Genomic DNA, 23,888 nt, shown 5'->3' on the forward strand with positions numbered 1-23,888 from the left:
CGCCGCCATGACCCCGCGATGACGAATCCCCGCCCGCTTCCCGACTCCGCCCCGCTCGCGCTGCTGCGCGTCGCCGACCTGCGCGCGGCCGAGGCCGCCGCGACCGCCGAACTGCCGCCGCACACGCTGATGGGCCGCGCGGGCACCGCCGCCGCGCGCTGGCTGTCCGAACGGGTGGCCGGAGACGACCGCCCGGTCTGGTTCGCGGTCGGCCCCGGCAACAACGGCGGCGACGCGCTGGTGGCCGCCGCGCAACTGCAGCAGCTCGGCGTCGCGACGCAGGCCTGGATGCCGGTGCCGGTCAAGCCGGACGATGCGCAATGGGCGCTCGGCCTCGCGCGCGCGGCCGGCGTGCCGCTGTCGACCGAACCGCCCGCCTCGCTCGACGATTTCGCGTGGGTCGTCGACGGGTTGTTCGGCATCGGCCTTGCGCGCGCACTCGACGGACCGTTCGCCGCCCAGGCCGCGCGCATCGCCGCACATGCCCGAAGCGGCGGCCGCGTGCTCGCGCTCGACGTACCGAGCGGGCTCGACAGCGACACGGGCCGGATCGTCGGCGCGGGCGTGGCCGTCACCGCGACGCACACGCTCACCTTCATCGGCGCGAAGCCGGGGCTTTATACCGGCGACGGCCGCGACCTCGCCGGCGAGATCGACATCGCGTCGCTCGACGTCGCACCGCCCGCCGCGCCGGCCGTCGTGCTGAATGCACCGGCACGGTTCGCCGCCGCGCTGCCCGCCCGCGCGTTCGCTTCGCACAAGGGCACGTTCGGCAGCCTGGCGGTGCTCGGCGGCGACACCGGCATGTGCGGCGCGCCGATTCTCGCCGCGCGTGCCGCGCTGTTCGCGGGCGCCGGCAAGGTGCATGTCGGCTTTCTCGGTGCCGGCGCGCCGCCGTACGACCCGCCGTTTCCCGAACTGATGCTGCATCCCGCGGACAGCCTCGAGCTCGATGCGATGTCCGCGATCGCGGCAGGCTGCGGCCTCGGCGCGCGCGAGGCCGCGGTCACCCTCGTGCGCGACGTGCTCGCGCAGGACGCCGCGACGCTGCTCGACGCCGACGCGCTGAACCTCGTCGCGACGCACGCCGACCTCGCCGCCGCCGTCGCCGCCCGCGGCGCCCGGGGCAACGCGTGCGTGCTGACACCGCATCCGCTCGAGGCAGCGCGGCTGCTCGGCAGCGATACTGCGACGGTGCAGCACGACCGGCTGGCCGCGGCGCAGGCGCTGGCCGCACGCTACGCGAGCATCGTCGTGCTGAAGGGTTCGGGCACGGTGATTGCGGCGCCCGACGGCCGCCTGACGATCAATCCGACCGGCAATGCGGCGCTCGCCACCGGCGGCACCGGCGACGTGCTCGGCGGCCTGATCGGCGCGTTGCTCGCGCAGCGCGTCGCGCCGTACGAAGCCGCCCTTGCGGGCGTATACCTGCACGGCCTCGCGGCCGACACGCTGACCGCGAACGGCACGGGGCCGGCCGGCCTCACCGCGGGCGAACTCGCGCCGATGGTGCGCACGCTGATCAATCGCCTTTTTTACCCGTCGGCGCGCGCCGACATATAACGCCGCTATACTGGGTGCCCCGCCGCACGGCGGGCCCGCTCGTCCGCCGGCGTTCCGATCCCGATGCGCCGGCGCGGCATTCCTCCCGATTCACGCTTCACTCGAACCGCCATGACGCTGAATTCGCTCCCCGCCTGGACTGCCCTTCAATCCCACTTCGAACAAATCCGCCATGCGCGGCTGCGCGACTGGTTCGCGCCGGAAAACGACCGCGCGCCGACCCGCGCCGAACGCTTCACGATCCCCGGCGGCGGCCTTGCGGCCGACTTCTCGAAGAACCGCATCAACGACGACACGCTGCGCCTGCTCGTGCAGCTGGCCCGCGAAGCGGGCGTCGAGGCGCGCCGCGACGCGATGTTCGCCGGCGAGATCGTCAACCCGACCGAAGGCCGCGCCGCGCTGCACACGGCATTGCGCGCGACCGACCCGCACGCGCCGTTCCATGCGCAGGTCAGCGCCGAGCGCGCGAAGATGGCGACCTTCGCACGCGCCGTGCGCAGCGGCGCGTGGACCGGCTACACCGGCAAGCGCATCCGCCACGTGATCAACATCGGCATCGGCGGCTCGGATCTCGGACCGAAGATGGTCACGCATGCGCTGCACCATGTCGCGACGCCCGACATTTCGACTCATTTCGTATCGAACGTCGACGGCGCCGATCTCGCGCGCGTGCTCGAACAGGTCGACCCGGAGGAAACGCTCGCGATCATCGTGTCCAAGACCTTCACGACGCTCGAGACGATGACGAACGCACGCTCGCTGCGCGACTGGTTCGTCGCGCGCGGCTGCCCGGAAGATGCGCTGGCGAAGCACTTCGTCGGCGTGTCGGCGAACCCGGCCGAAGTCGTGAAGTTCGGCATCTCCGCCGACAACGTGTTCGAAATGTGGGACTGGGTCGGCGGCCGCTATTCGCTGTGGTCGGCGGTCGGCCTGTCGATCATGATCGCGATCGGGCCCGAGCAGTTCGACGAACTCCTCGCGGGCGCGAACGACATGGATCGCCATTTCCGCGAAGCGCCGCTCGAGCGCAACCTGCCGGTGCTGCTCGGCCTGATCGGCATCTGGTATCGCAACTTCTTCGGCTCGCAGAGCTATCTCGTCGCGCCGTATTCGGAAGCGCTGCACTACCTGCCGTCGTACCTGCAGCAGCTCGAGATGGAAAGCAACGGCAAGTCCGCACGCCTGGACGGCACGTTCGTCGACTACCCGACGTCGGCCGTCACGTGGGGCGAGCCTGGTACCAACGGCCAGCACGCGTTTTTCCAGATGCTGCACCAGGGCCCGACGATCGTGCCGATCGACTTCATCGCGGTGCTGACGCCCGAGCATCCGCTCGCGAGCCATCATCCGAAGCTGCTCGCGAACTGCTTCGCGCAGAGTGAAGCGCTGATGCTCGGCCGCACGCTCGACGAAGCGCGCAAGGTCGCCGGCCCCGGCAAGGAAGCGCTCGCGCCGCACCTGACCTTCCCCGGCAACCGCCCGACGACGACGCTGCTGGTGGATGCGCTGACGCCGCGCACGCTTGGCGCGCTGATCGCGCTCTACGAGCACAAGGTGCTGGTGCAGGCAACGGTGTGGGACATCAATCCGTTCGACCAGTGGGGCGTCGAGCTCGGCAAGATTCTCGGCAAGGTCGTCGAAGCCGACCTGTCGGCCGAATCGGTCGATCCCGCGAAGCACGATTCGTCGACGACCGCGCTGATCGAGCGCGCGCGTGCGGCGCTCAAGCGCTGACGCGACAGCATCGAACGCACGCCGGCCGCACCGGGTGAGCCACCCTGCGCGGCCGGCAAGAAATTCGGTCTCGCGCTATGCCGCGTGCGGCGCGACGATGCGGCCGGCGTCGATGGTGATCGTCGTCGCGCAGCGCCGCGCGAGTTCGGCATCGTGCGTGACGAGCACGAGCGTTGCGCCGTGCGTGCGGTTCAGTTTGAACATCAGGTCGATGACGGCGTGGCCGGTGGCTGCATCGAGACTGCCGGTCGGTTCGTCGGCGAACAGGATTGCGGGATGCGTGACGAACGCGCGCGCAAGCGCGACGCGCTGTTGCTCGCCACCCGACAGCAGCTTCGGATAATGCGCGGTGCGCTCGCCGAGACCGACCTGCACGAGCAACGCACGCGCCCGATCGGCGGCGTCGCGCGCGTTGATGCCGCCTTGCAGCTCGAGCGGAAGCATCACGTTCTCGAGTGCCGTCAGGTGCGGCATCAACTGAAACGACTGGAACACGAATCCGACCGCGCCATTGCGCAGCGCGGCGCGCTCGTCCTCGTCGAGCTGGTCGAGCGCGCGGCCGAGCAGGCGAACCGTGCCGCTCGTCGCGCTGTCCAATCCCGCAAGCAGGCCGAGCAGCGTCGATTTGCCCGATCCTGATGCACCGACGATCGCGAGGCTGCTGCCGGGCCGCACGGCGAACGTGATGCCGTCGAGGATCGTCAGCTCGCCCGTTGCGTCGGCGACCCGCTTGCACACGTCATGGACTTCGATGATCGGATCGGTAATCTTGAACATGGACACGACATTCCGCTGGAAAAGACGCGCGGCGTTCGCCGCGCTGCTGGGTACCCTGCTCGCAGCAAACGTGCCCGCACGCGCCGCAACGGCGGCGGCCTCGACATCGGGCCAGCCCGCGCTCGTCGTGCTCGGCGACAGCCTGTCGGCCGAATACGGGTTGCCACGCGACACCGGCTGGGTTGCGTTGCTGCGGCAACGGCTCGCGACCGAGCGAATCGATTATAGCGTCGCGAACGCAAGCGTCAGCGGCGACACCACGAGCGGCGGCCGCGCGCGACTGCCTGCGGTGCTGCAACGGCTCAAGCCGTCGATCGTCGTCGTCGAGCTCGGCTCGAACGACGCGCTGCGCGGCGTGCCGCTCGCGACGACCGAACAGAACCTGCGCGACATCATCGCCGATGCGCGGCAAGCGCGCGCGAAGGTCGTGCTGGTCGGCATGTACGTGCCGCCCAACTACGGGCCCGATTACACGCAGAAATTCCATGCGGTCTACACGCGCCTGTCGAAGGAACTCGGCGTACCGCTCGTGCCATTCCTGCTGGCCGGCATCGAGAACAAGCCGGAGATGTTCCAGTCGGACCAGATGCATCCCGCGCAGCAGGCACAGGGCATCCTGCTCGACAACGTCTGGCCGGCGCTGAAGCCGCTGCTCGGCAAGCCGCGCGGCTGACCTCGCGGCGCGCCATCGCCGGAAAGCAAAAAGCCCCGCGTCGAGCGGGGCTTTGTGTTGCTGCACGCGAAACCGTGAACGGCGCTTCGCTGGGTTGTCGCTTGGCCGCGGTTTAGTTGCCGCCATCCTGCGACTGGCTCTGCGTGGTGCCGTACAGCTTCACCTTCGAGCGGTCGCGCAGCGCGGCGAGATACGCCTCGCCTTCGCTTTGCGCTTCGACCTGCGCCATCTGCTGCTGCGCGGCCGCGAGCTGCTGCGGATCGACGGCCGTGCCCGGGATCACCGCGTTCACGCGATAGATCGCGTAGCCGTCCGCGCCGAGATCGACACCGACGTATGCCGGCAGTGTCTTCGCATCGACCTTGTAGACGGCGCTCAGCGCCGCCGGCGTCAGGCCCTGCGACTGCGTGCGCGACACCTTCTGCGCGGCCGTGAAGCCATCGACCGACTTCGACTTCTGCAGCTCGGCCAGCTTCGCCGCGCCGTCCTTCTTCGCGCGTTCCGCGGCCTGCTCGGCGATGACCTTCTGACGCACCGCGTCCTTGATCGTGTCGAGCGCCGGCACGGCCGCCGGCTTGTAGTCCGTCACGCGCGCCGAGATCAGCGTGTTGTTGCCCACGTCGATCGCCTGCGTGTTGTTCTGGCTCTTCACCGAGTCGTTCGCGAACACCGCAGCGAGGAACTTCGGATTGTTCAGCGGGCTCGTCGGCGGCAGTTGCGGATTCGGCGTCGGCGTGACGGTGGCCGTCTGGATCGTCAGCTTGTACTTGTCGGCGGCCGGCTGCAGCGTCTTCGCCTTTTCATAGACGGTCGACGTGAAGCCTTCCGCGTTGTCCGAGAACGCCTTCGCCGCGTATTGCTGCTTCAGGTCGACTGCGATCTGGTCCTTCACGTCCGCGAGCGGCTTGACCACCGACGGCTTCACTTCGGTCGCCTTCAGGATGTGGAAACCGAGATCCGATTGCACGATACCGCTCACGTCGCCCTGCTTCAGCGCGAACGCGGCATCGTCGAACGCCTTGCCGCCCGCCGTCGAGCCCCGCGTGATGAAGCCCAGATCGCCGCCCTTCGCCGCCGACGGCGCGTCCTGCGAGTTCTTCTGCGCAATCTGCGCGAACTGGTCCGGATGCGCCTTCACGTCGGCCAGCAACTGCTCGGCCTTCGCCTTCGCGGCCGCCTTGTCGGCCGCGCTTGCGTCGCTCGCCGCGGCGATGAAGATGTGGCTCACGCGCACCTGCGCTTCCGAGCGGAAGTGCGTCGGGTTGTCGTCGTAGAACTTCTTGATGTCGGCATCGGTCGGCTGCGCGCTCGCGGCGGCAGCGGCCGGCGAATAGACGAGATACTGGATCGTCGCGGTTTCCGGCGTCGCGAAGCCCTGCTTGTGCGCGTCGTAGTATGCGGTAAGCTGTGCGTCGGTCGGCTGCACCTTCGACGCGTAGTCGCTCGTCTTCAGCACGAGCGCCTGCACTTCACGCTGCTGCGCAGCCAGTTCCGACAGTCGTTGCGCCGGCCCCTTCGGCGTGAACGCGCTCGCCACGATGCTCGCCGGAATCTGCTGCAGCGCGAGGCTGTAGCGCACGCGCTCCTGGTACTGCTCGGGCGTCATCCCCTGGAACGACAACAGTTGCGCGTAGCGCTGGACGTCGATCGTACCGTCGGGTTTCTTCAGCGACGCGATCATCGGGTCGCTCATCAGCGCGTCGCGCACCGCGTTGTCGGATGCGGTCAGGTGCAGGCGCTGCGTCTCGTCGGCCAGCACGCGTTGCTGGATCAGGCCGTCGAGCACTTGCTTGCGATGTTCGGGCGTGTCGAATGCCTTGATGTCGAACTGCCCGCCGAGCGCCTGGCGCGCCTGGTCGATCTGCTGGCGGAACGCGCCGTCGAATTCGACCCGCGTGATCTTGTGCCCGTTGACCGCCGCGACGTTCGCGCTGTCGTCGAAGAAGCCGCGGAAACCTTGGATCCCGACGAAACCCAGCCCCGGCAACACGATCAGGAGCAGGAGCGCCATCATCAGGCGCTGGTGATTACGGAAGAAATCGAGCATGCGTGACGGGAAAATTGGACAAAACGTCCGATATTACAACATACGGGGTGGCACGGGAGAAAAGCAGGTGCGCAACGAACGGGCGCAACCGACGACGCAAATGAAAAAGCCCGCACATGGCGGGCTTTCTCATTTTTTGGCGGAGCGGACGGGACTCGAACCCGCGACCCCCGGCGTGACAGGCCGGTATTCTAACCGACTGAACTACCGCTCCTTGGTCTGGCTGAATCAGGAAACTGGTGGGTGCTGAGGGGTTCGAACCCCCGACCTACGCCTTGTAAGGGCGCCGCTCTACCAGCTGAGCTAAGCACCCGTTTCCGATTCGTTCTGGCTGCGATCTGCGTTTCGGCATCAACAACCAGCGAGCCCGCAAGTTTAATTCATCCCCGATCATTTTGCCAAGCCCGTGCGCAAAAAATTTAACGCGCCGCTCAACCCACGATGTCGACGCACATAAAAAACCCGCGGACACGCCGCGGGTTTCGTGAACAACCGTCAGAGACGGCGTTCAGGTTTTCAGTGCTTGACGACTTCCGTCGAGCCGGCATCCTTCGCCGCCTCGCCGACCGGTGCCGCAGCCTTCGCCTCTTCTTCCGGCGGCAGCGGGGTCGGCGTACGTTCGAGCGCGAGCTCGAGCACCTTGTCGATCCAGCGGACCGGCACGATCTCGATCGCGTTCTTCACGTTGTCCGGAATGTCCGCGAGATCCTTCACGTTCTCTTCCGGGATCAGCACGAGCTTGATGCCGCCGCGATGCGCTGCCAGCAGCTTTTCCTTCAGCCCGCCGATCGGCAGCACTTCGCCACGCAGCGTGATCTCGCCCGTCATCGCGACATCGGCACGCACGGGGATTCCCGTCAGCACCGACACCAGCGCGGTCGTCATCGCACCGCCGGCGGACGGACCGTCCTTCGGCGTCGCGCCTTCCGGCACGTGGATGTGGATGTCCTGCTTCTCGAACGCCTCGTCCTTGATACCCAGACGGCGCGAACGCGAGCGCACGACCGAACGTGCGGCCTCGACCGACTCCTTCATCACGTCGCCGAGCGAGCCCGTGCGGATCACGTTGCCCTTGCCCGGCATCACCGCGGCTTCGATCGTCAGCAGGTCGCCGCCGACTTCCGTCCACGCGAGGCCCGTCACCTGACCGACCTGGTTTTCCTTCGCCGCGAGGCCGAAGTCGTACTTGCGCACGCCGAGGAACGTATCGAGGTTCTCGCCATCGACCTTGATCGCGCCCGATGCCTTCTTCAGCAACAGCATCTTCACGACCTTGCGGCAGATCTTCGACACTTCCCGCTCGAGCGAACGCACACCGGCTTCGCGCGTGTAGTAGCGGATGATGTCGCGGATCGCCTGCTCGGTGACCTCGATCTCGCCGTCCTTCAGACCGTTGTTCTTCTTCTGCTTCGGCAGCAGGTAGCGCTGCGCGATGCTGACCTTCTCGTCTTCCGTGTAACCCGACAGACGAATCACTTCCATCCGGTCGAGCAGCGGCGGCGGGATGTTCAGCGAGTTCGACGTCGCGACGAACATCACGTCCGACAGGTCGAAGTCGACTTCGATGTAGTGGTCGGCGAACGTGTGGTTCTGTTCCGGATCGAGCACTTCGAGCAGCGCCGACGACGGATCGCCGCGGAAATCCATGCCCATCTTGTCGACTTCGTCGAGCAGGAAGAGCGGATTGCGCACGCCGACCTTCGCCAGGCTTTGCAGGATCTTGCCCGGCATCGAGCCGATGTACGTGCGGCGGTGACCGCGGATCTCGGCTTCGTCACGCACGCCGCCGAGCGCCATCCGGACGAACTTGCGGTTCGTCGCGCGAGCGATCGACTGGCCGAGCGAGGTCTTGCCGACGCCCGGGGGCCCGACGAGGCACAGGATCGGCGCCTTCACCTTGTCCACGCGCTGTTGCACCGCGAGGTACTCGAGGATACGTTCCTTCACCTTCTCGAGGCCGAAGTGATCCTCGTCGAGCACCTGCTCGGCGTTCGACAGGTCGTTGTTGACCTTGCTCTTCTTGCGCCACGGCAGGCCGATCAGCGTGTCGATGTAGTTGCGCACGACGGTCGCTTCGGCCGACATCGGCGACATCAGCTTCAGCTTCTTGAGCTCGGCATCGGCCTTCTTCTTCGCTTCCTTCGGCATGCGCGCGGCGTTGATGCGCTTCTCGAGTTCCTCGAGGTCCGCACCCTCTTCGCCTTCGCCCAGTTCCTTCTGGATCGCCTTGACCTGCTCGTTCAGGTAGTACTCGCGCTGGCTCTTTTCCATCTGGCGCTTCACGCGCCCGCGGATGCGCTTTTCGACCTGCAGGATGTCGATCTCGGCTTCGAGCTGCGCGAGCAGGTGCTCGAGGCGCTCGATGACCGGGAACATCTCGAGGATGTGCTGCTTCTGGTCGAGCTTAAGCGGCAGACGCTCGGCGATCATGTCCGCGAGGCGACCGGCTTCATCGATGCCCGACAGCGACGTGAGAATCTCCGGCGGGATTTTCTTGTTCAGCTTCACGTACTGGTCGAACTGCGACACGATCGCACGGCGCAGCGCTTCCGTTTCCGCGCTGTCGGCGTGATCGGGCTCGAGCGGCATTACTTCACAGGAGAACTGCGTCTCCTGCTCTTCGATCGACAACGCCTTCGCACGCTGCAGGCCCTCGACGAGCACCTTCACGGTGCCGTCCGGCAGCTTCAGCATCTGCAGGATGTTGGCGATACAACCGACCTCGTACATGTCCTTTTCGGTCGGTTCGTCCTTGGCCGCGGTTTTCTGGGCGACGAGCATGATGTGCTTGCCGCCTTCCATCGCTGCTTCGAGGGCCTTGATCGATTTCGGCCGGCCCACGAAGAGCGGAATCACCATGTGCGGGAAAACGACGACATCCCGCAGCGGCAGCAGCGGGAGCGTGATGCGTTCCGGCGGGAGAAGTTGGGTGCCTGACATTTCATTTCCCCATGAGTGGAATCAATTGTTCGGTAATTGAGGCCGCCACAACGAATTGCAAGCCTTCAAGTGCGGGAAATATTCGGTAAGAAAGTAACCACCGCGTGTCGAGTCAGAGTTACCCACAAGATAAACGAAAAAAAGCCGCCCACGGACTCATGAACGGCCTTTTTCGCAGAACATCGTCGGCAAGCCGGTCAGTTCGAACCCGCCACCTTCGGCGTGTCCTCATAGATCAGCAGGGGTTTGCCGTCGCCATCGATGACGTTCTCGTCGATGATGACCTTGCTGACCCCTTTCATCGCCGGCAGCTCGTACATCACGTCGAGCAATGCCTGTTCGATGATCGAACGCAAACCGCGCGCGCCGGTCTTGCGGCGGATCGCCTTGCGGGCGACTGCCTGCAGCGCACCCGGCCGGATTTCCAGCTCGACGCGCTCCATCGCGAACAGCTTGTGATACTGCTTGACGAGCGCATTCTTCGGCTCGACGAGAATCTTCATCAGCGCGGCTTCATCGAGCTTGCCGAGCGTCGCGACCACCGGCAGACGGCCGATCAATTCGGGGATCAGACCGAATTTGATCAGGTCTTCCGGTTCCGTTTCGCGCAGCACTTCGCCCGCGTCGCGTTCCTGCTTGCTCTTGACCGTCGCACCGAAGCCGATGCCCGTCTTTTCGGTACGGTCGGTGATCACCTTCTCGAGGCCGTCGAACGCACCGCCGCAGATGAACAGGATGTTGGTCGTGTCGACCTGAATGAAATCCTGGTTCGGGTGCTTGCGGCCGCCCTGCGGCGGCACCGACGCCATCGTGCCCTCGACGAGCTTCAGCAGTGCCTGCTGGACGCCCTCGCCCGACACGTCGCGCGTGATCGAAGGGTTGTCCGACTTGCGGCTGATCTTGTCGATTTCGTCGATGTAGACGATCCCGCGCTGGGCCTTGTCGACCTCGTAGTTGCAGTTCTGCAACAGCTTCTGGATGATGTTCTCGACGTCCTCGCCGACGTAGCCGGCTTCGGTCAGCGTCGTCGCATCGGCGATCACGAACGGCACGTTCAGCAACCGCGCGAGCGTCTGCGCGAGCAGCGTCTTGCCGGAGCCCGTCGGGCCGATCAGCAGGATGTTGCTCTTCGACAGCTCGACGTCGTCCTTCTTGTCGAGATGCTTGAGGCGCTTGTAGTGGTTGTACACGGCCACCGCGAGGATCTTCTTCGCGCGCTCCTGGCCGATCACGTACTGATCGAGGATGTCGCGAATTTCCTGCGGGCTCGGCAGATCCGACCGGGACAGGCTGGCCTCGACGCCGGCGGCAGCCGCCTCGTCGCGAATGATCTCGTTGCAGAGGTCGATGCACTCATCGCAGATGAATACCGACGGGCCCGCGATGAGTTTCTTCACCTCATGCTGGCTCTTCCCGCAAAACGAGCAATACAACAGCTTCTCGCTGTTCGAACCTTTTTTGTCCGCCATGAATGTAGAGCCTCCGGACAGGTAAATGACATGATACGCCGAATGCTCCGGACGCCGCGCCTAGGGCGCGACCGGAGCCGGCTGGATGCGCTTGCCGCAGATGCTCAGAGCACTCGGGACGTTGCAGGGGCACCGCGCGAATCGGGGCGGCACCCCACTTAAGCTCACGGGCGCTTCAGCAGCACCTGATCGATCAACCCGTACGCCTTCGCATCTTCGCTCGACATGAAGTTATCACGGTCGGTGTCGCGGGCGATGCGCTCGACGTCCTGACCCGTATGCTGCGCGAGCAGGTTGTTCAGCCGTTCCTTCAGGTAGAGGATTTCGCGTGCCTGGATCTCGATGTCGGACGCCTGGCCGCGCGCGCCGCCGAGCGGCTGGTGAATCATCACGCGCGAGTTCGGCAGCGCGAAACGCTTGCCCTTCGCGCCCGACGCGAGCAGGAACGCGCCCATGCTGGCCGCGAGGCCCATGCAGAGGGTCGACACGTCCGGCTTGATGAACTGCATCGTGTCGTAGATCGCCATGCCGGCCGACACCGAGCCGCCCGGGCTGTTGATGTAGAGGCTGATGTCCTTGTCGGGATTCTCGCTCTCGAGGAACAGCAGTTGCGCGACCACGAGGTTGGCGGTCTGGTCGTTCACTTCGCCGACCATGAACACCAGGCGCTCCTTCAGGAGACGCGAATAGATATCGTACGAACGCTCGCCGCGGCCGCTCGTTTCGACGACGATCGGCACCAGCCCCAGCGCTTGCGCCTCGAAACCCTGCGGCGCGTTCGAAGCAAGCATGTCCAGCAATTCAGCGCGAGTGATCATTCAATGAACCTTGTTCGAATGGAAAATTGAACGGAGGGAAGCCGCCCGCTCAATCGCCATATTAATGGCAACCGTGCGCTTGACGTAAAAACGGCGTGCGGGCCGTCGCTCCGACAGCCGGCACGCCGCTAGAGCGACACTTACGCTTGCGCCGATGCGCTCGCGAGTGCCTCGAAGCTCACTTCCTTGTCCGTCACCTTTGCCTTGCCCAGCACGAAGTCGACGACGTTGCTTTCAACGACGAACGCTTCCATCTCGGCGAGGCGCTGCTGGTTCGAATAATACCAGCGGACCACTTCCTTCGGGTCTTCGTAGCTCTTCGCGAACTCGTCGACTTCCGCGCGGATCTGCTCCGGCTTCGCTTCGAGGCTGTTCGACTTCACCAGCTCGGCCAGCACGAGGCCCAGCTTCACGCGACGCTCTGCCTGCTCGGCGAACATCTCGGCCGGGATCGGTGCGTCCTTCGCGTTCGGCACGCCGCGCTGCGCCAGATCCTGGCGAGCCATTTCGACGAGACGTTGCTGGTCCTGCTCGATCAGCGCCTTCGGCACGTCGAGTTCGGAAATCTTCAGCAGTGCGTCCATCACCTGGTTCTTGACGATGGCTTGCGTGCGACGCTTCGCTTCGCGCTCGAGGTTTTCCTTGATTTCGGCGCGCATCTTCGTCAGGTCGCCGTCTTCGATGCCGAGCGACTTCGCGAATTCGCCGTCGATTTCCGGCATGTGCGGCCACTCGATCTTCTTCATCGTGACCGTGAATTGCGCCGTCTTGCCCGCCACGTCCTTGCCGTGGTAATCGTCCGGGAACTTCAGGTCGAACGTACGCTGTTCGCCCGCCTTCAGGCCCAGCGCCGCCGTTTCGAATTCCGGCAGCATGCGGCCTTCGCCGAGCACGAACGGGAAGTCTTCGGCCGTGCCGCCCTGGAACGCGACGTCGTCGATCTTGCCGACGAAGTCGACCGTCACGCGGTCGCCGTTCTTCGCTGCGGTGTCCGCTCCGCCGTCGCCATGCTCGCCGGCTTCGCCGCGAGCGTGGTAGTGCACGCGCTGCTTGCGCAGGATTTCCAGCGTGCGGTCGATTTCCGCGTCGCCGATCGACGTCGTCGAGCGCTCGACTTCAGCCGTCGCCAGATCGCCGATCTTCACTTCCGGGTAAACCTCGAACGTCGCGTCGAACGCGTATGCGTCCTCAGCCTGCTCCTGCTTCGGCTCGAAGCTCGGCTGGCCGGCGACGCGCAGGTTTTCCGCGCGGCTGATCGTGAAGAATTCCTGGCCGATCTTGTCGCTCAGCACTTCCGCCTCGACCTGACCCGCGTACTGCTGGGCGACCATCTTGAGCGGCACCTTGCCCGGGCGGAAACCCGGCATGCGAACGTTCTTCGCGAGTTTCTGGATACGGGCGTCGATTTCCTTCTGCACGGTGTCCTTCGGCAGGGAAATCGTCACGCGGCGTTCAAGCTTGCCGAGGTTCTCAACAACGTTAGCCATGGCTTCAATCGTCCTAAAATTATTCGAGCGAATCGGGTTTTCCTTGCCGTGCCTGCCTGCGGCGTGAGGTGCATCGCATGCACACGCCGCGCCGGAGCGCCACGCCATCCCTGCACGCGCCGGATGGCTAGCGCAAGCGGCTCGGAGCACGGCTTTGGCCGGAAGAATCGACTATTCTAGCAAACAATTTTCCTCGTACCGCCAGATCGGTACGACAACGATGTCGACCGGCCATGCCGCCCGCTCCCGCGCACGGCAATGCGCGCGGATCGCCGCTATGCCGAACGGCGTATCCACCGCGGGCCCACCATCCTGTAAGCTCCGAATGAGGATGCGCCGCGATCGCGGCCGCCATTCTTCACACCAATCACGCCTTCCGGAGACACCATGCCGCAACACCCGTCCGCGCCTGTCGTCGTCATCGCGCCCGATTCGTTCAAAGGCTCGCTTTCCGCCGAGCAGGTCGCGGACGCGATCGCCAGCGGCATCCGCCGTGCCCGTCCCGACGCGGTCGTGCGCTGCTGCCCGATGGCCGACGGCGGCGAAGGCACGCTCGACGCGATGCTGGCGGGCGGCGGCACGCGGCGCACGCTGCGGGTGGCCGGCGCATCGCTCGCGGCACGCGACGCGGCGGTCGGCGTGATCGACGCGCGCACCGCGATCGTCGAGACGGCCGAGATCGTCGGGATCACCGACGCGGTCGGCATGAGCGTGACCGTCGACGCGCGCAGCACGCGCGGCATGGGCGAAGCGATCCGCACGCTGCTCGACGAGGGTGTGCGCCGCTTCTTCGTCGCGCTCGGCGGCAGCAGCACCAACGACGCGGGCGCCGGGTTGCTCGCGGGCCTCGGCCTGCAATGCTTCGACGCGGCCGGCCAGCCGGTCGAACCCGTCCCGGCGCGGCTCGCCGATATCGCGCGGATCGACGCGTCGGGGCTCGATCCGCGCCTGAAGGAAGCGGAATTCATCGGCATGTCCGACGTCGACAACCCGCTGACGGGCACGCACGGCGCGACCGCGGTGTTCGGTCCGCAAAAGGGCGTGACGCCCGAGCAGGTTGCGACCCTCGACGCCGCGCTCGGCCGTTTCGCCGACCTGCTCGAGGCCGCGCTCGACCGGCGAGGCCGTGACCTGCCCGGCGCCGGCGCCGCGGGCGGCCTCGGATTCGCACTCCACATGCTGGGCGCACAATTCGAAGCCGGCGCGGAAGTCGTCGCGCGGCAGATCGGGCTCGATGCCGCGCTGGCCGGCGCCGACTGGCTGATCACCGGCGAAGGCCGCTCCGACGTGCAGACGCTGCACGGCAAGGCACCGTTCATCGCCTGCCTTCATGCGCGGGTCGCGGGCGTACCCGCGTCGCTGCTGTCGGGCGCGGTCGACCCGGCCGCGCTGCCGCGCCTGTCCGAGCACTTTTCCGGCTGCTTCTCGCCCGCGCCCGGCCCGATCACGCTCGACGTCGCGATCCGCGACGCGGCGAACCTGCTCGCGAACGAAGCCGAACAGTTGACACGGCTGAAGTACGGCGCACACTGACCGTTGACCCGAGCGCGCGATACAGGAACAATCGGGCCCGCCCTTTTTCTTCAGGATTCGACATGAAAGGCCGCCAAGCCGGGCTCGATCAGTTTCTGACCTATCGCCTCCATGCGCTCACGAAGCGATCCGACCGCGGGATCGCCGACGTGTACCGGCACAAGCTGGACATCTCGCTGCCCGAGGCGCGGGTGATCGCCGCCGTCGGCGCCTTCGGTCCGTTTTCGATCATGGATCTCGCTCGCCACACCAACCTCGACAAGAGCCAGGCGAGCCGCGCGGCGGAAGCGCTGCTGCGCCAGGGGCTGCTCCAGCGCAGCGCGAGCGAGGAAGACGGCCGGATCGTGCTGATCGCGCTGACCGCCGACGGCCGCGCGCTGCATCGCAAGATCATGCCGATCGTGCGCAAGTGGAATGACGGCTTGCTCGCTTGCCTGTCCGACAGCGAGCGCCAGACGTTCGAGCGACTGCTCGACAAGGTCGTCGCGAACGCGGTCGAACGCGACGACTGAGTCGCAATACGGGTGCCTGCGGACCACCCGAGTCGCGCAAGGGCAGGCCCAAGGCAGCGTGCCCGGCTTCTCTTGCCGTGGCTACCGGACGACTGCCCGGCACTTCTTCATCCTTCTTCTCGTGCCGGCCATCGGCGCGGTCATGCGCCTCCGCTATAGCCCGCTGTTCGCCGCACGCTGGCGCAGCAATCCCAGCACCGCGTCGCAATAAGGCGTCGGCACGTCGAGCTTGCGTCCCAGTTCCGGAAACACGCCGAGGATCGGCCCGATTTCCAGTGCTCGCCCGGCCTCGAAATCCTGCAGCATCGATGTCCTGAACGCACCGAGCTTGCGCGTCACGGCAATCCGCTCCGGCCCGCTCATTCCCGTATCGAGACCGAGCTTCGCGCCGATCGCGGCCGCCTCCTCCATCATCCGCAATGCGAGGTCGTGCGTGAACGGATCGTCGAGCAGTTGCGAGGCGGTCGAACCCGTCAGCGCGCTCAACGGGTTCATGTTCATGTTGCCCCACAGCTTTGCCCAGATTTCGGTGCGGATCGCCGCGGTCGCCTCGACGTCGAAGCCGCCCGCGGCGAGCGCCGCCGCGAATTGCGCAGTCGACGCATCGAGCCGCGGATCGGGCGAGCCAATGATCAGACGGTTGCCGCGACCGCGGCGCACGATACCGGGCGCGTCGGTGCTCGACGACAGGTGCACGACGCAGCCGATCGCCTGCGCGGGCGGCAGCGCCGCCGAAACCGCCCCCGCCGGATCGACCGCATCGAGCGGCACGCCGTCGAGCGGGCCCGCGAACCCGTGCGTGAACCACCACGGCAGCCCGTTCATCGCGGCGACGATCACCGTGCCGGGCCCGACCAGCGGCGCGATGCGCGCGGCCAGCGCCGGCAATGCCTGCGCTTTGAGGGCGATCACCACGTAGTCCTGCACGCCGAGCGCGGCCGCGTCGTCGCTCGCACGCACCGGGACCGACGACTCGGCGCCCGCTTCGTCGATCACGCGCACGCCGTGCGCGTTCAGGGCATCGAGCGTCGCGCCGCGCGCGAATGCGCTCACCGTCATGCCGGCCCGCGACAGCGCGGCCGCGAGCAACCCGCCGATCGCGCCGACACCGACCACCGCCGCGCGCACCGACCCTGAATTCGTGTCATTCATGATGGAAATCCGTCTACCGGGAGCTGACGAGCATAGCGCCAGATGGTTGTGGATACAACCATTCATGCAAGCATCTGCGTGACCGTGTTCGCATGAGCGATTCAGCGCGGCGCGATGCCCGCCTCCACTGGCTCGTCGTCGGTCGAGCCGCCCGTCGCGCCGAGCACGCCGGCGATCTGGCTCTTGTCGTGCATGCCGAGCTTGCGGTACGCGCAGCGCAGATAGTGACGCACGGTCGTCGGCGAAATCGCCATCTGCTGCGCGACCTCCTTGTGCGAACGGCCGGCACCGTAATAGCGGATCGCCGCCAGCTCGCGCGGGCTCAGCCGGTCGAGCAGCGAGCGCGGCCGCGCCTCGATCTGGAACAGTCCCGCGACGGGCACGCACTGGATGCGCAGCGCGTCGCCGATGTACGGCTGGCCCGACTGGCGCCGCACATGCGCGACCAGCGGCTCCGGCACGCGCGGGCCCGTCCACGCCGGCCATTCAGTCCGCAGCACGTCGTCGAAGCCGTGGTCAGCGTGATGCAGCACGCCGAAGTTGTCGCACAGCGCGCGGGCCGCCGGCGCCACCGCATCGGCACGCTCGCGCGTGAGCTGTGCCGCGCGGTTGATCGTCAGCGCGGCCGCCAGATGCGGAATCACTTCCTCGAAGCGGCTCGCGTCGTCGTCGCTGAACGGACGGTTCAGGCCCTGGCGGTAGATCGACATGAACGTCGTCAGCCCGAAGCGGCGATCGAGCGTACACACGCACATCAGTTGCGCCAGCCCGTACTTCACGCACCAGTCGCGAAACCGCGCGTCGAACCCGGGCTCGACGACCGACAAGCGCACCGCGCGACCATGCGCGCCGAGCAGCGTGCGCTGCGCGAGCGGATCGCAGTCGCGCACGCGTTTCCAGTCGCTGAAGAACGCGTGCGGAAGACGGTACAGGAAACTGTTGTGCATCACCGGGCCGGTCGGCACGTGCGTCGCGACGCCGGTCCATGCGGCGTCGAACGGGATGAGCCCCTGCAGCAGCGAAAAGAAGCGGCACTCGAATTCGCCGATGCTCGACTGCGCGGCGAGCGCGTACAGGTCGAGCAGCATCAGGCCGAGTTCGCGTCGCGCCGCGTCGCCGCGCGTCACGCCGTCGAAATCGGCGCGGCGCGACGGCAGCGGCGGCCATGCGGATTCGTCGAGCACGATCGCGGCCGGCACGTCGCGCAGCGCATCGGGATCCTGCCTGATATCCGTGGTGATCCTCACCTTCCGCTCCCCTGCCCGATCGGGCCGCTGATGCGCGCAACGCAGACCGGCCGATTATAGCGACCGGCATTTTTGGCGGGCCCCGTCGCCGGAACACGCGGCAACCCCATCCATTTGAACGGTGCACCGCCCGTTGCTGCTGCGCAGCACGCCGCGCCGCGGTGTCGCGGTACGTCCATCCCATACACCGCGGGTTTTCCTCACCGTTCATCTGCACGACTGTTCAGCGGTTTTCCCGCTGCCGACACTGCGTCGCGACGACACCAACGACAAACGATGCAGGACGGTATGGAGAACCCCACGTGACGACATTCCGCTTCATCCGCACGGCGACCGCCGCGGCGCTCGCCGCGTGCAGCCTCGCCGCGCACGCGCAATCGACCCTCACGCTGTACGGCGCGCTCGACGCCGGCGTGCAGTACCTGACGCATGCCGACGGACGGCACGCGGCCGTGCAGTTGCAGAACTACGGCATCCTGCCGTCGCAGGTCGGGCTGAAGGGCACCGAGGATCTTGGCGGCGGCTGGCGCGCGCTATTCAAGCTCGAACAAGGCCTCAACATCAACGACGGCACCTCGACCGTGCCCGGCTACGCGTTCTTCCGCGGCGCGTATGTCGGCATCGCGGGGCCCGTCGGCACCGTGACGCTCGGCCGTCAGTTCAGCGTGCTGTTCGACAAGACGCTGTTCTACGACCCGCTGTGGTACGCGTCGTACAGCGGCCAGGGCGTGCTCGTGCCGATGAACGCGAACTTCATCGACCACTCGATCAAGTACCAGTCTCCGACGTTCGCCGGCTTCGATGTCGAGGCCCTCGCCGCGACCGCCGGCGTCGCGGGCAACACGCGCGCCGGGCGCGTGCTCGAGCTCGGCGGTCAGTACGCCAGCAACGGACTGTCGGTCAGCGCGGTGCTGCATCAGGCGCACGGCGACGCGTCAGCCGCGGAGGACGCGTCCGCGCGCCGCCGCGAGCTCGGCACGCTCGCCGCGCGTTACGCGTTCGCGACGCTGCCGCTCACCGTCTACGCGGGCGTCGAACGCCTGACCGGCGACCTCGATGCGGCGCGCACGATCGTCTGGGGCGGCGCCCGTTATCTGACGCCGGGCGGCATCGGACTGAACGCGGGCGTCTACCACACCGATTCGCACACGCCGGCGATCGGTCACCCGACGCTCTTCATCGCCAGCACCACCTACGCGCTGTCGAAACGCACCGTCGCCTACGTGAACCTCGGTTATGCGCGCAACAGCGGCCAGAGTTCACAGACCGTCTACGAATACGACCCGACACCGCTCGCCGGCGCATCGCAGTTCGGCGCGATGGTCGGCATGTATCACCTGTTCTGATTCCGTCCAGCGAGATCCCGCCATGAAAACCCTTTGCTCCGATGCCGCGCCGTCGTCCGACGGCCGCGCGGCGCCTTTCGCGCGCTCGACGCTCGTCGCGCTCGTCGTGTTCGCGGCCATCACGCCGCTGCTGCTGCTCGTCGCGCCGGCCGTAGCCGGTCAACTGGCAACGCAGCTCGGGCTGTCCGCGTCGCAGATCGGCACCTACTTCTTCGTCGAACTCGGCGCGTTCAGCCTCGCGACCGTGCCGTCGTACCTGTGGCTCGGCCGCGTCGATGCGCGCCGCGTCGCTGCGTGCGCGATCGCGCTGTTCGGCGCGGGCAATCTCCTGACCGCGTTGTGGATGCCCGGCTTCGGCCCGCTGCTCGCGCTGCGAGCCGTCACCGCGCTTGGCGGCGGCTCGTTGATGGTGCTCTGCATGACCAGCGCGGCCACGAGCGAGAACAGCGATCGTGTGTACGGGCTGTGGGTCGTCGGCCAGTTGGTCGCCGGTGCGGTTGGCCTGTTCATGCTGCCGCACGTGTTCGCCGCGTTCGGGCTGCGCGCGCTGTACGTCGCGCTCGCCGCGCTCGCGCTGGTTGCCGCGCCGTTGTCACGCGGCTTTCCGGCGACGCTCGGTGCGCGGACCGCGTCGACCCGGGCCGCGCGCGGCGCCGCGACGGATGCACCACGGCTCTTCGTCGCGCTCGCGATCGGCGCGGTACTGAGCTTCTATCTCGCGATCGGCAGCGTATGGACATTCGCGAGCCGCGCGGCGGCGGAAGCCGGACTCGACCCGCAATCGACCGGCAACGTGCTCGCGATCGCGAGCGTGATGGGGATAGCCGGCGCGGCGCTCGCATCGTGCGCGGGCGGCCGGCTTGCGCGGCGCACGATGCTGGCCGCCGGTTACGCGCTACTCGCGGCGTCGCTCGTCGCACTCGCCGCGCTGCCGCATGCGAGCGGCTACGGCGCCGCGATCTTCGCGTTCAAGTTTGCGTGGACGTTCGTACTGCCGTTCATTCTCGCGACCGTCGCTCAGATCGACACGTCCGGACGCCTCGTCGCGACGCTCAATTTCGTGATCGGCGCGGGCCTCGCGGCCGGCCCGCTCCTCGCCGGGCTGTTGCTCGACGCCGGCGGCACGATGCGCGCGCTGTTCGCGGCCGCGACGGCCGTCGCGATCGCGTCGTTTGCCGCGCTGCGCCATATCGATCGGCGCGCGCGGTCTTCCATCACTTCCGTTTCTTCCCAACCGTGACAGGTCACCGATCCATGAATCGCACTGCCTTCTTCACCGACGAACGCACCTTCTGGCACACCGGCGGCACGCACGCGCTGTTCTTCCCGGTCGGCGGCTGGGTCCAGCCGCCGTCGAGCGCAGGCTACGCGGAATCACCCGATTCGAAGCGCCGCCTCCTGTCGCTCGTGCAGGCGTCGGGCCTGGCCGACCACCTCGACATGCGCGGTGCCGCGCCGGCCACCACCGGCGATCTGCTGCGCATCCACCCGGCGAGCTATCTCGACGCGTTCCGCGCGCTCAGCGATGCGAACGGCGGCGACCTCGGCGATCTCGCGCCGTTCGGCAAGGGTAGCTACGAGATCGCCGCGCTGTCCGCGGGTCTCGCGATCGCGGCGGTCGACGCCGTCGTCGCCGAGCGCGCGGCGAACGCGTTTTCGCTGTCGCGGCCGCCCGGCCATCACTGCCTGCGCGATCGCCCGATGGGCTTCTGCCTGCTCGCGAACATCCCGATCGCGATCGAGGCCGCACGCGCGAAGCATGGCATCGACCGCATCGCGGTGATCGACTGGGACGTGCATCACGGCAACGGCACGCAGTCGATCTACTACGACGATCCGGACACGCTGACGATCTCGCTGCATCAGGACCGCTGCTTTCCGCCCGGCTACAGCGGCGGCGGCGAGCGCGGCGCAGGCGCGGGCATCGGCGCGAACCTGAACGTGCCGATGCTCGCGGGCAGCGGCGACGACGCGTATCGCCATGCGTTCGAGCGGATCGTGCTGCCTGCGCTGGAGCGGTTCCGGCCGGAACTGATCGTCGTCGCGAGCGGCCTCGATGCGAACGCGGTCGATCCGCTCGCGCGCATGCAATTGCATACGGACAGTTACCGGTACATGACGCGCGCGGTAAAGGAGGCGGCGCAACGCCATTGCGGCGGGCGGCTCGTGATCGTCCACGAGGGCGGCTATTCGGAAGCGTACGTGCCGTTCTGCGGACTCGCGATCGTCGAGGAACTGACCGGTATCCGAACCGATGTCGCCGATCCGATGCTGGATCTCGCGATCGCGCAGCAGCCGGGCGAGCGGTTCGTCGCGTTCCAGCGCGAACTGCTCGACGAACTGGCCGTGTCGTTCGGCTTGTAACGCGCGCTCACCAACGATGCGGAGCCGGCCCTTGCGCGATCGGTGCGGATGGGGTTTCCTGTGCTTTTACACCTGCCAGGTCCGGCCCCCTCTTCAGATGAAATCGTCTCCGCGCGACCCCGACACCAACGACAAAGCGCGCCGCCAGCCTTCGAAGCTCGCACTGAATATCGCCGCCGTGCTGGTCGGGCTCGTCACGTTCGCAATCGGCGCGGCGTGGTTGATCTATAGCTGGATCGTCGATCGCGAAGCGCAGTATTTCGCGATTCCGCTGGTGTTCTCGGTGCCGGTGATCGTGGCGGTCGCGGTGCGGAGTTTCTGGGACTAGGCACGCTTGAAACGACGAAGCGCCGCGGTCGGCGGACGCGCGGCGCTTCTTTTTCAGGTCCAGTACAGGTATCTGCGGCGAGCAGCAGGCCGCTCCATTCGGATTGGAACCGTTCATAAGCCCGCGCGTGCACTCCGCGCGGAACCGCACCAACAAAAAAGCGCTGCCGGTCAGCCAACCGGCAGCGCTTTTTTGGAACGGCCCTTGGCGGGGTACGTTCGACTTCGTGGTGTGAGGCCGGAGTCACATTAAAAGCGCTCTGCCTTTCTGCCATTGGCATTCCACGAGTTCGTCTTTTACGGATGCCCCCGCATATGCCCCCTTGCGATAAACCTGTCGGTTTTGTGTCTCATCGACACAACACATCGACGGATTCCATCATCGCGCAAGGAGATCGTCATGGCAAAGAACTTCGTTGGGGCATTTCGTTTTTCGTTGGCCGTTGCTGTACTGCTCGCATGTGCCGCATGCGGCGGTGGTGACGACCCCGGTCCTCTGGTAGCACGCAATGCGACGGCCGGCGGACAAGTTGGGCCTGCACTCCGGCCGTGCGAGGCACCCGAGGCGCCCTGCCCGGCTTCGCAAGCTCAAGGCGGCCTTCGGAAGTGACGAGACGCCGTGAAGCTCTATTCGACCTCTGATACTGCCGGCTCGATCCGGAAGGCGTTCGCAGATTTCACTCACGTACTCGTGAACCGCGGATACACCACGATCAAGCCGGCATTCTTTAAGAGCGCATCGATCGCCGATCTTCCGGTCTACGTCTGGGCGTGGTGGGATCGTGCGAGCGACGGTCAACTGGCGAAATGGCGAGACGGCGGGGGCGTGTTGCTCGATCGCTACACGTATTCCGACCGTGCAGGTCCGGCAGACGTTCTCGTGTTCGTGGAGTGCCCGATGACGATGGACCGACTGACCCGATCCTATGCGCATACGTCCGAGTACACCGTGATCCCGACCCCGCATACCTGGCGCGTACACGAGGAGTGCATCAACCTGCGCACACCGCGCGTCGAAGACCTGCGTTTGATTTGGGAGGCATGCCAAGGTCAGCGGCTAACGGATGAGCAACTCGAGTCGAATACCGGCATTCCACGTCAGCGCGTTACGTACATGCGCAAGAGTCTCAAGCCAGTGGAGGAATGGGAAGTTCGTCCTCGGCTAGCGCCTGAAGCGCCCGGCTTATTGCCGGCGTGGGAATGGATCGGATCCGGCCGCATGGAACTAAAAAAAATAATCCGCGAGGAAGGTCACAAAGCAGCCATCAAGGAGATGGCGCGCCTCGGACACATCACGTTGACGAAGTGGCAGGTCTACCGGAGCAACGAACCCGATTGGGACTTCCTCGAGCGCAAGCGCAAAACCGCTATTTCTGACCTCGCTGAAGTTCGATCACTCGTTGAGTCGCTTCCCGACCATCTTCAAGCTTGACGACAGTCTGGCGGATCTCTTTGATGCGTGGGGCGTTGGCGTGATACAGCTGGTTGAGCTCGGACAGAGCGTGCTCGATCTCTCGATCGCCAACGGCGCGCTGTTCGCCGCCACGCAGAGCGATCGCAGCCTGCAGTTTGACCTTCGCCATCGCCGCGCTGTCCTTGTGATTCATCGTCGCCAGACCATGAAGTTCCTCGAGTCCAACAACCTTGTAAGCGCGTGTGAGATCCGCTACTCGCGAGTCGAACTGCTCGCTGCTCATGCGTGAGTACGACGGATCCACCTTGACCTTCTCGGTTGCCGCGGCGAATCCCTGAAGTTCAGCGGACGCGCGGATGTATCCGTCCAACTCGTGGGCGGTGCAGTCGAGCGTCGAGGCAGCCAGGAAGATGTCCCCCTTGGCTTCGGTCAGGGCGGTCTTGATCGATTCCTCCGAGATCAGGCCGGCGCGCATGGATCGTCTC

19 protein-coding genes and 2 tRNA genes are annotated in these 23,888 nt (G+C 66.4%); 10 read left to right on the plus strand and 11 right to left on the minus strand.

The window, feature by feature from the left end; all coding sequences use genetic code 11:
* Positions 1 to 18 precede the first annotated feature (18 nt).
* Both WS46_RS31920 and pgi read left to right on the plus strand, forming a co-directional pair.
* Positions 19 to 1,563: an NAD(P)H-hydrate dehydratase gene (locus WS46_RS31920; protein WP_059693356.1), complete on the plus strand. Its 1,545-nt coding sequence runs from the start codon at positions 19 to 21 to the stop codon at positions 1,561 to 1,563.
* Positions 1,564 to 1,674: 111 nt separating this feature from the next.
* Positions 1,675 to 3,297, plus strand: coding sequence for a glucose-6-phosphate isomerase (gene pgi / locus WS46_RS31925; protein ID WP_059529697.1), 1,623 nt, complete (start codon positions 1,675 to 1,677; stop codon positions 3,295 to 3,297).
* 75 nt (positions 3,298 to 3,372) lie between these two features.
* Here pgi and WS46_RS31930 read toward each other — a convergent pair whose 3' ends face one another.
* Positions 3,373 to 4,074 (minus strand): ABC transporter ATP-binding protein, encoded by a 702-nt coding sequence (locus tag WS46_RS31930; RefSeq protein WP_059529693.1) that lies wholly within the window; start codon positions 4,072 to 4,074, stop codon positions 3,373 to 3,375.
* Here WS46_RS31930 and WS46_RS31935 point away from each other — a divergent pair.
* Positions 4,073 to 4,747: an arylesterase gene (locus WS46_RS31935; RefSeq protein WP_059693358.1), complete on the plus strand. Its 675-nt coding sequence runs from the start codon at positions 4,073 to 4,075 to the stop codon at positions 4,745 to 4,747. The genes WS46_RS31930 and WS46_RS31935 overlap by 2 nt on opposite strands.
* A gap of 112 nt (positions 4,748 to 4,859) precedes the next feature.
* Here WS46_RS31935 and WS46_RS31940 read toward each other — a convergent pair whose 3' ends face one another.
* The 7 genes from WS46_RS31940 to tig all read right to left on the minus strand — a co-directional run bounded on the left by WS46_RS31940 (position 4,860) and on the right by tig (position 13,508).
* Complete coding sequence (locus WS46_RS31940; RefSeq protein WP_059693361.1) at positions 4,860 to 6,794, minus strand: SurA N-terminal domain-containing protein; 1,935 nt, start codon at positions 6,792 to 6,794, stop codon at positions 4,860 to 4,862.
* A gap of 137 nt (positions 6,795 to 6,931) precedes the next feature.
* Positions 6,932 to 7,008: transfer RNA gene (locus WS46_RS31945), tRNA-Asp, on the minus strand.
* 23 nt (positions 7,009 to 7,031) lie between these two features.
* Positions 7,032 to 7,107, minus strand: a tRNA-Val gene (locus WS46_RS31950).
* A 203-nt stretch (positions 7,108 to 7,310) separates the two neighbouring features.
* Complete coding sequence (gene lon / locus WS46_RS31955; RefSeq protein WP_044843675.1) at positions 7,311 to 9,734, minus strand: endopeptidase La; 2,424 nt, start codon at positions 9,732 to 9,734, stop codon at positions 7,311 to 7,313.
* Between the two features lie 197 nt (positions 9,735 to 9,931).
* Positions 9,932 to 11,203 (minus strand): ATP-dependent Clp protease ATP-binding subunit ClpX, encoded by a 1,272-nt coding sequence (gene clpX, locus WS46_RS31960; RefSeq protein ID WP_006754177.1) that lies wholly within the window; start codon positions 11,201 to 11,203, stop codon positions 9,932 to 9,934.
* 164 nt (positions 11,204 to 11,367) lie between these two features.
* Positions 11,368 to 12,021, minus strand: coding sequence for an ATP-dependent Clp endopeptidase proteolytic subunit ClpP (gene clpP / locus WS46_RS31965; RefSeq protein ID WP_006496351.1), 654 nt, complete (start codon positions 12,019 to 12,021; stop codon positions 11,368 to 11,370).
* Between the two features lie 140 nt (positions 12,022 to 12,161).
* Positions 12,162 to 13,508 carry a trigger factor gene (gene tig, locus WS46_RS31970; RefSeq protein WP_059529684.1) on the minus strand — a complete coding sequence of 449 codons (1,347 nt, stop codon included), beginning with the start codon at positions 13,506 to 13,508 and terminating at the stop codon, positions 12,162 to 12,164.
* Positions 13,509 to 13,895: 387 nt separating this feature from the next.
* On the opposite strand from tig, the gene WS46_RS31975 reads away from it, so the two are divergent.
* Both WS46_RS31975 and WS46_RS31980 read left to right on the plus strand, forming a co-directional pair.
* Complete coding sequence (locus WS46_RS31975; protein ID WP_059693363.1) at positions 13,896 to 15,041, plus strand: glycerate kinase; 1,146 nt, start codon at positions 13,896 to 13,898, stop codon at positions 15,039 to 15,041.
* A 62-nt stretch (positions 15,042 to 15,103) separates the two neighbouring features.
* Positions 15,104 to 15,553 carry a MarR family winged helix-turn-helix transcriptional regulator gene (locus WS46_RS31980; protein ID WP_059693366.1) on the plus strand — a complete coding sequence of 150 codons (450 nt, stop codon included), beginning with the start codon at positions 15,104 to 15,106 and terminating at the stop codon, positions 15,551 to 15,553.
* 153 nt (positions 15,554 to 15,706) lie between these two features.
* On the opposite strand, the gene WS46_RS31985 is transcribed toward WS46_RS31980, so the two are convergent.
* Together WS46_RS31985 and WS46_RS31990 are read right to left on the minus strand one after the other, a co-directional pair.
* On the minus strand, positions 15,707 to 16,705 hold the full coding sequence (locus tag WS46_RS31985) for a 2-dehydropantoate 2-reductase (protein ID WP_059693367.1): 999 nt from the start codon (positions 16,703 to 16,705) through the stop codon (positions 15,707 to 15,709).
* Between the two features lie 101 nt (positions 16,706 to 16,806).
* Complete coding sequence (locus tag WS46_RS31990; RefSeq protein ID WP_059693370.1) at positions 16,807 to 17,952, minus strand: LuxR C-terminal-related transcriptional regulator; 1,146 nt, start codon at positions 17,950 to 17,952, stop codon at positions 16,807 to 16,809.
* Between the two features lie 302 nt (positions 17,953 to 18,254).
* Between WS46_RS31990 and WS46_RS31995 the strand changes: the two genes are divergently transcribed.
* From WS46_RS31995 to WS46_RS34860, 5 genes are all read left to right on the plus strand, one after another.
* Complete coding sequence (locus tag WS46_RS31995) at positions 18,255 to 19,298, plus strand: porin (protein ID WP_059693372.1); 1,044 nt, start codon at positions 18,255 to 18,257, stop codon at positions 19,296 to 19,298.
* Between the two features lie 22 nt (positions 19,299 to 19,320).
* The gene (locus WS46_RS32000; protein WP_059693375.1) at positions 19,321 to 20,538 is read left to right on the plus strand and encodes an MFS transporter; all 1,218 of its coding nucleotides are present in this window, start codon (positions 19,321 to 19,323) and stop codon (positions 20,536 to 20,538) included.
* Positions 20,539 to 20,552: 14 nt separating this feature from the next.
* Complete coding sequence (locus tag WS46_RS32005; protein ID WP_059693377.1) at positions 20,553 to 21,662, plus strand: class II histone deacetylase; 1,110 nt, start codon at positions 20,553 to 20,555, stop codon at positions 21,660 to 21,662.
* Positions 21,663 to 21,759: 97 nt separating this feature from the next.
* Positions 21,760 to 21,990, plus strand: a complete 231-nt coding sequence (locus WS46_RS32010; protein ID WP_059529650.1) for a hypothetical protein — start codon at positions 21,760 to 21,762, stop codon at positions 21,988 to 21,990.
* 618 nt (positions 21,991 to 22,608) lie between these two features.
* Complete coding sequence (locus tag WS46_RS34860; RefSeq protein WP_082725432.1) at positions 22,609 to 23,421, plus strand: hypothetical protein; 813 nt, start codon at positions 22,609 to 22,611, stop codon at positions 23,419 to 23,421.
* Here the strand turns inward: WS46_RS34860 and WS46_RS35805 are convergent.
* Positions 23,357 to 23,878, minus strand: a complete 522-nt coding sequence (locus tag WS46_RS35805; protein WP_156443208.1) for a hypothetical protein — start codon at positions 23,876 to 23,878, stop codon at positions 23,357 to 23,359. The genes WS46_RS34860 and WS46_RS35805 overlap by 65 nt on opposite strands.
* Positions 23,879 to 23,888 lie beyond the last annotated feature (10 nt).

Origin of the sequence: Burkholderia sp. RF4-BP95 (assembly GCF_001521985.1) — a bacterium.
Lineage (GTDB): Bacteria > Pseudomonadota > Gammaproteobacteria > Burkholderiales > Burkholderiaceae > Burkholderia > Burkholderia diffusa.

Coding starts and splice junctions, on each gene's coding strand:
- WS46_RS31920 (WP_059693356.1), top strand. CDS start 19: ATGACGAATCCCCGCCCGCTTCCCGACTCCGCCCCGCTCGCGCTGCTG.
- pgi (WP_059529697.1), top strand. CDS start 1,675: ATGACGCTGAATTCGCTCCCCGCCTGGACTGCCCTTCAATCCCACTTC.
- WS46_RS31935 (WP_059693358.1), top strand. CDS start 4,073: ATGGACACGACATTCCGCTGGAAAAGACGCGCGGCGTTCGCCGCGCTG.
- WS46_RS31930 (WP_059529693.1), bottom strand. CDS start 4,074: ATGTTCAAGATTACCGATCCGATCATCGAAGTCCATGACGTGTGCAAG.
- WS46_RS31940 (WP_059693361.1), bottom strand. CDS start 6,794: ATGCTCGATTTCTTCCGTAATCACCAGCGCCTGATGATGGCGCTCCTG.
- lon (WP_044843675.1), bottom strand. CDS start 9,734: ATGTCAGGCACCCAACTTCTCCCGCCGGAACGCATCACGCTCCCGCTG.
- clpX (WP_006754177.1), bottom strand. CDS start 11,203: ATGGCGGACAAAAAAGGTTCGAACAGCGAGAAGCTGTTGTATTGCTCG.
- clpP (WP_006496351.1), bottom strand. CDS start 12,021: ATGATCACTCGCGCTGAATTGCTGGACATGCTTGCTTCGAACGCGCCG.
- tig (WP_059529684.1), bottom strand. CDS start 13,508: ATGGCTAACGTTGTTGAGAACCTCGGCAAGCTTGAACGCCGCGTGACG.
- WS46_RS31975 (WP_059693363.1), top strand. CDS start 13,896: ATGCCGCAACACCCGTCCGCGCCTGTCGTCGTCATCGCGCCCGATTCG.
- WS46_RS31980 (WP_059693366.1), top strand. CDS start 15,104: ATGAAAGGCCGCCAAGCCGGGCTCGATCAGTTTCTGACCTATCGCCTC.
- WS46_RS31985 (WP_059693367.1), bottom strand. CDS start 16,705: ATGAATGACACGAATTCAGGGTCGGTGCGCGCGGCGGTGGTCGGTGTC.
- WS46_RS32000 (WP_059693375.1), top strand. CDS start 19,321: ATGAAAACCCTTTGCTCCGATGCCGCGCCGTCGTCCGACGGCCGCGCG.
- WS46_RS32005 (WP_059693377.1), top strand. CDS start 20,553: ATGAATCGCACTGCCTTCTTCACCGACGAACGCACCTTCTGGCACACC.
- WS46_RS32010 (WP_059529650.1), top strand. CDS start 21,760: ATGAAATCGTCTCCGCGCGACCCCGACACCAACGACAAAGCGCGCCGC.
- WS46_RS35805 (WP_156443208.1), bottom strand. CDS start 23,878: ATGCGCGCCGGCCTGATCTCGGAGGAATCGATCAAGACCGCCCTGACC.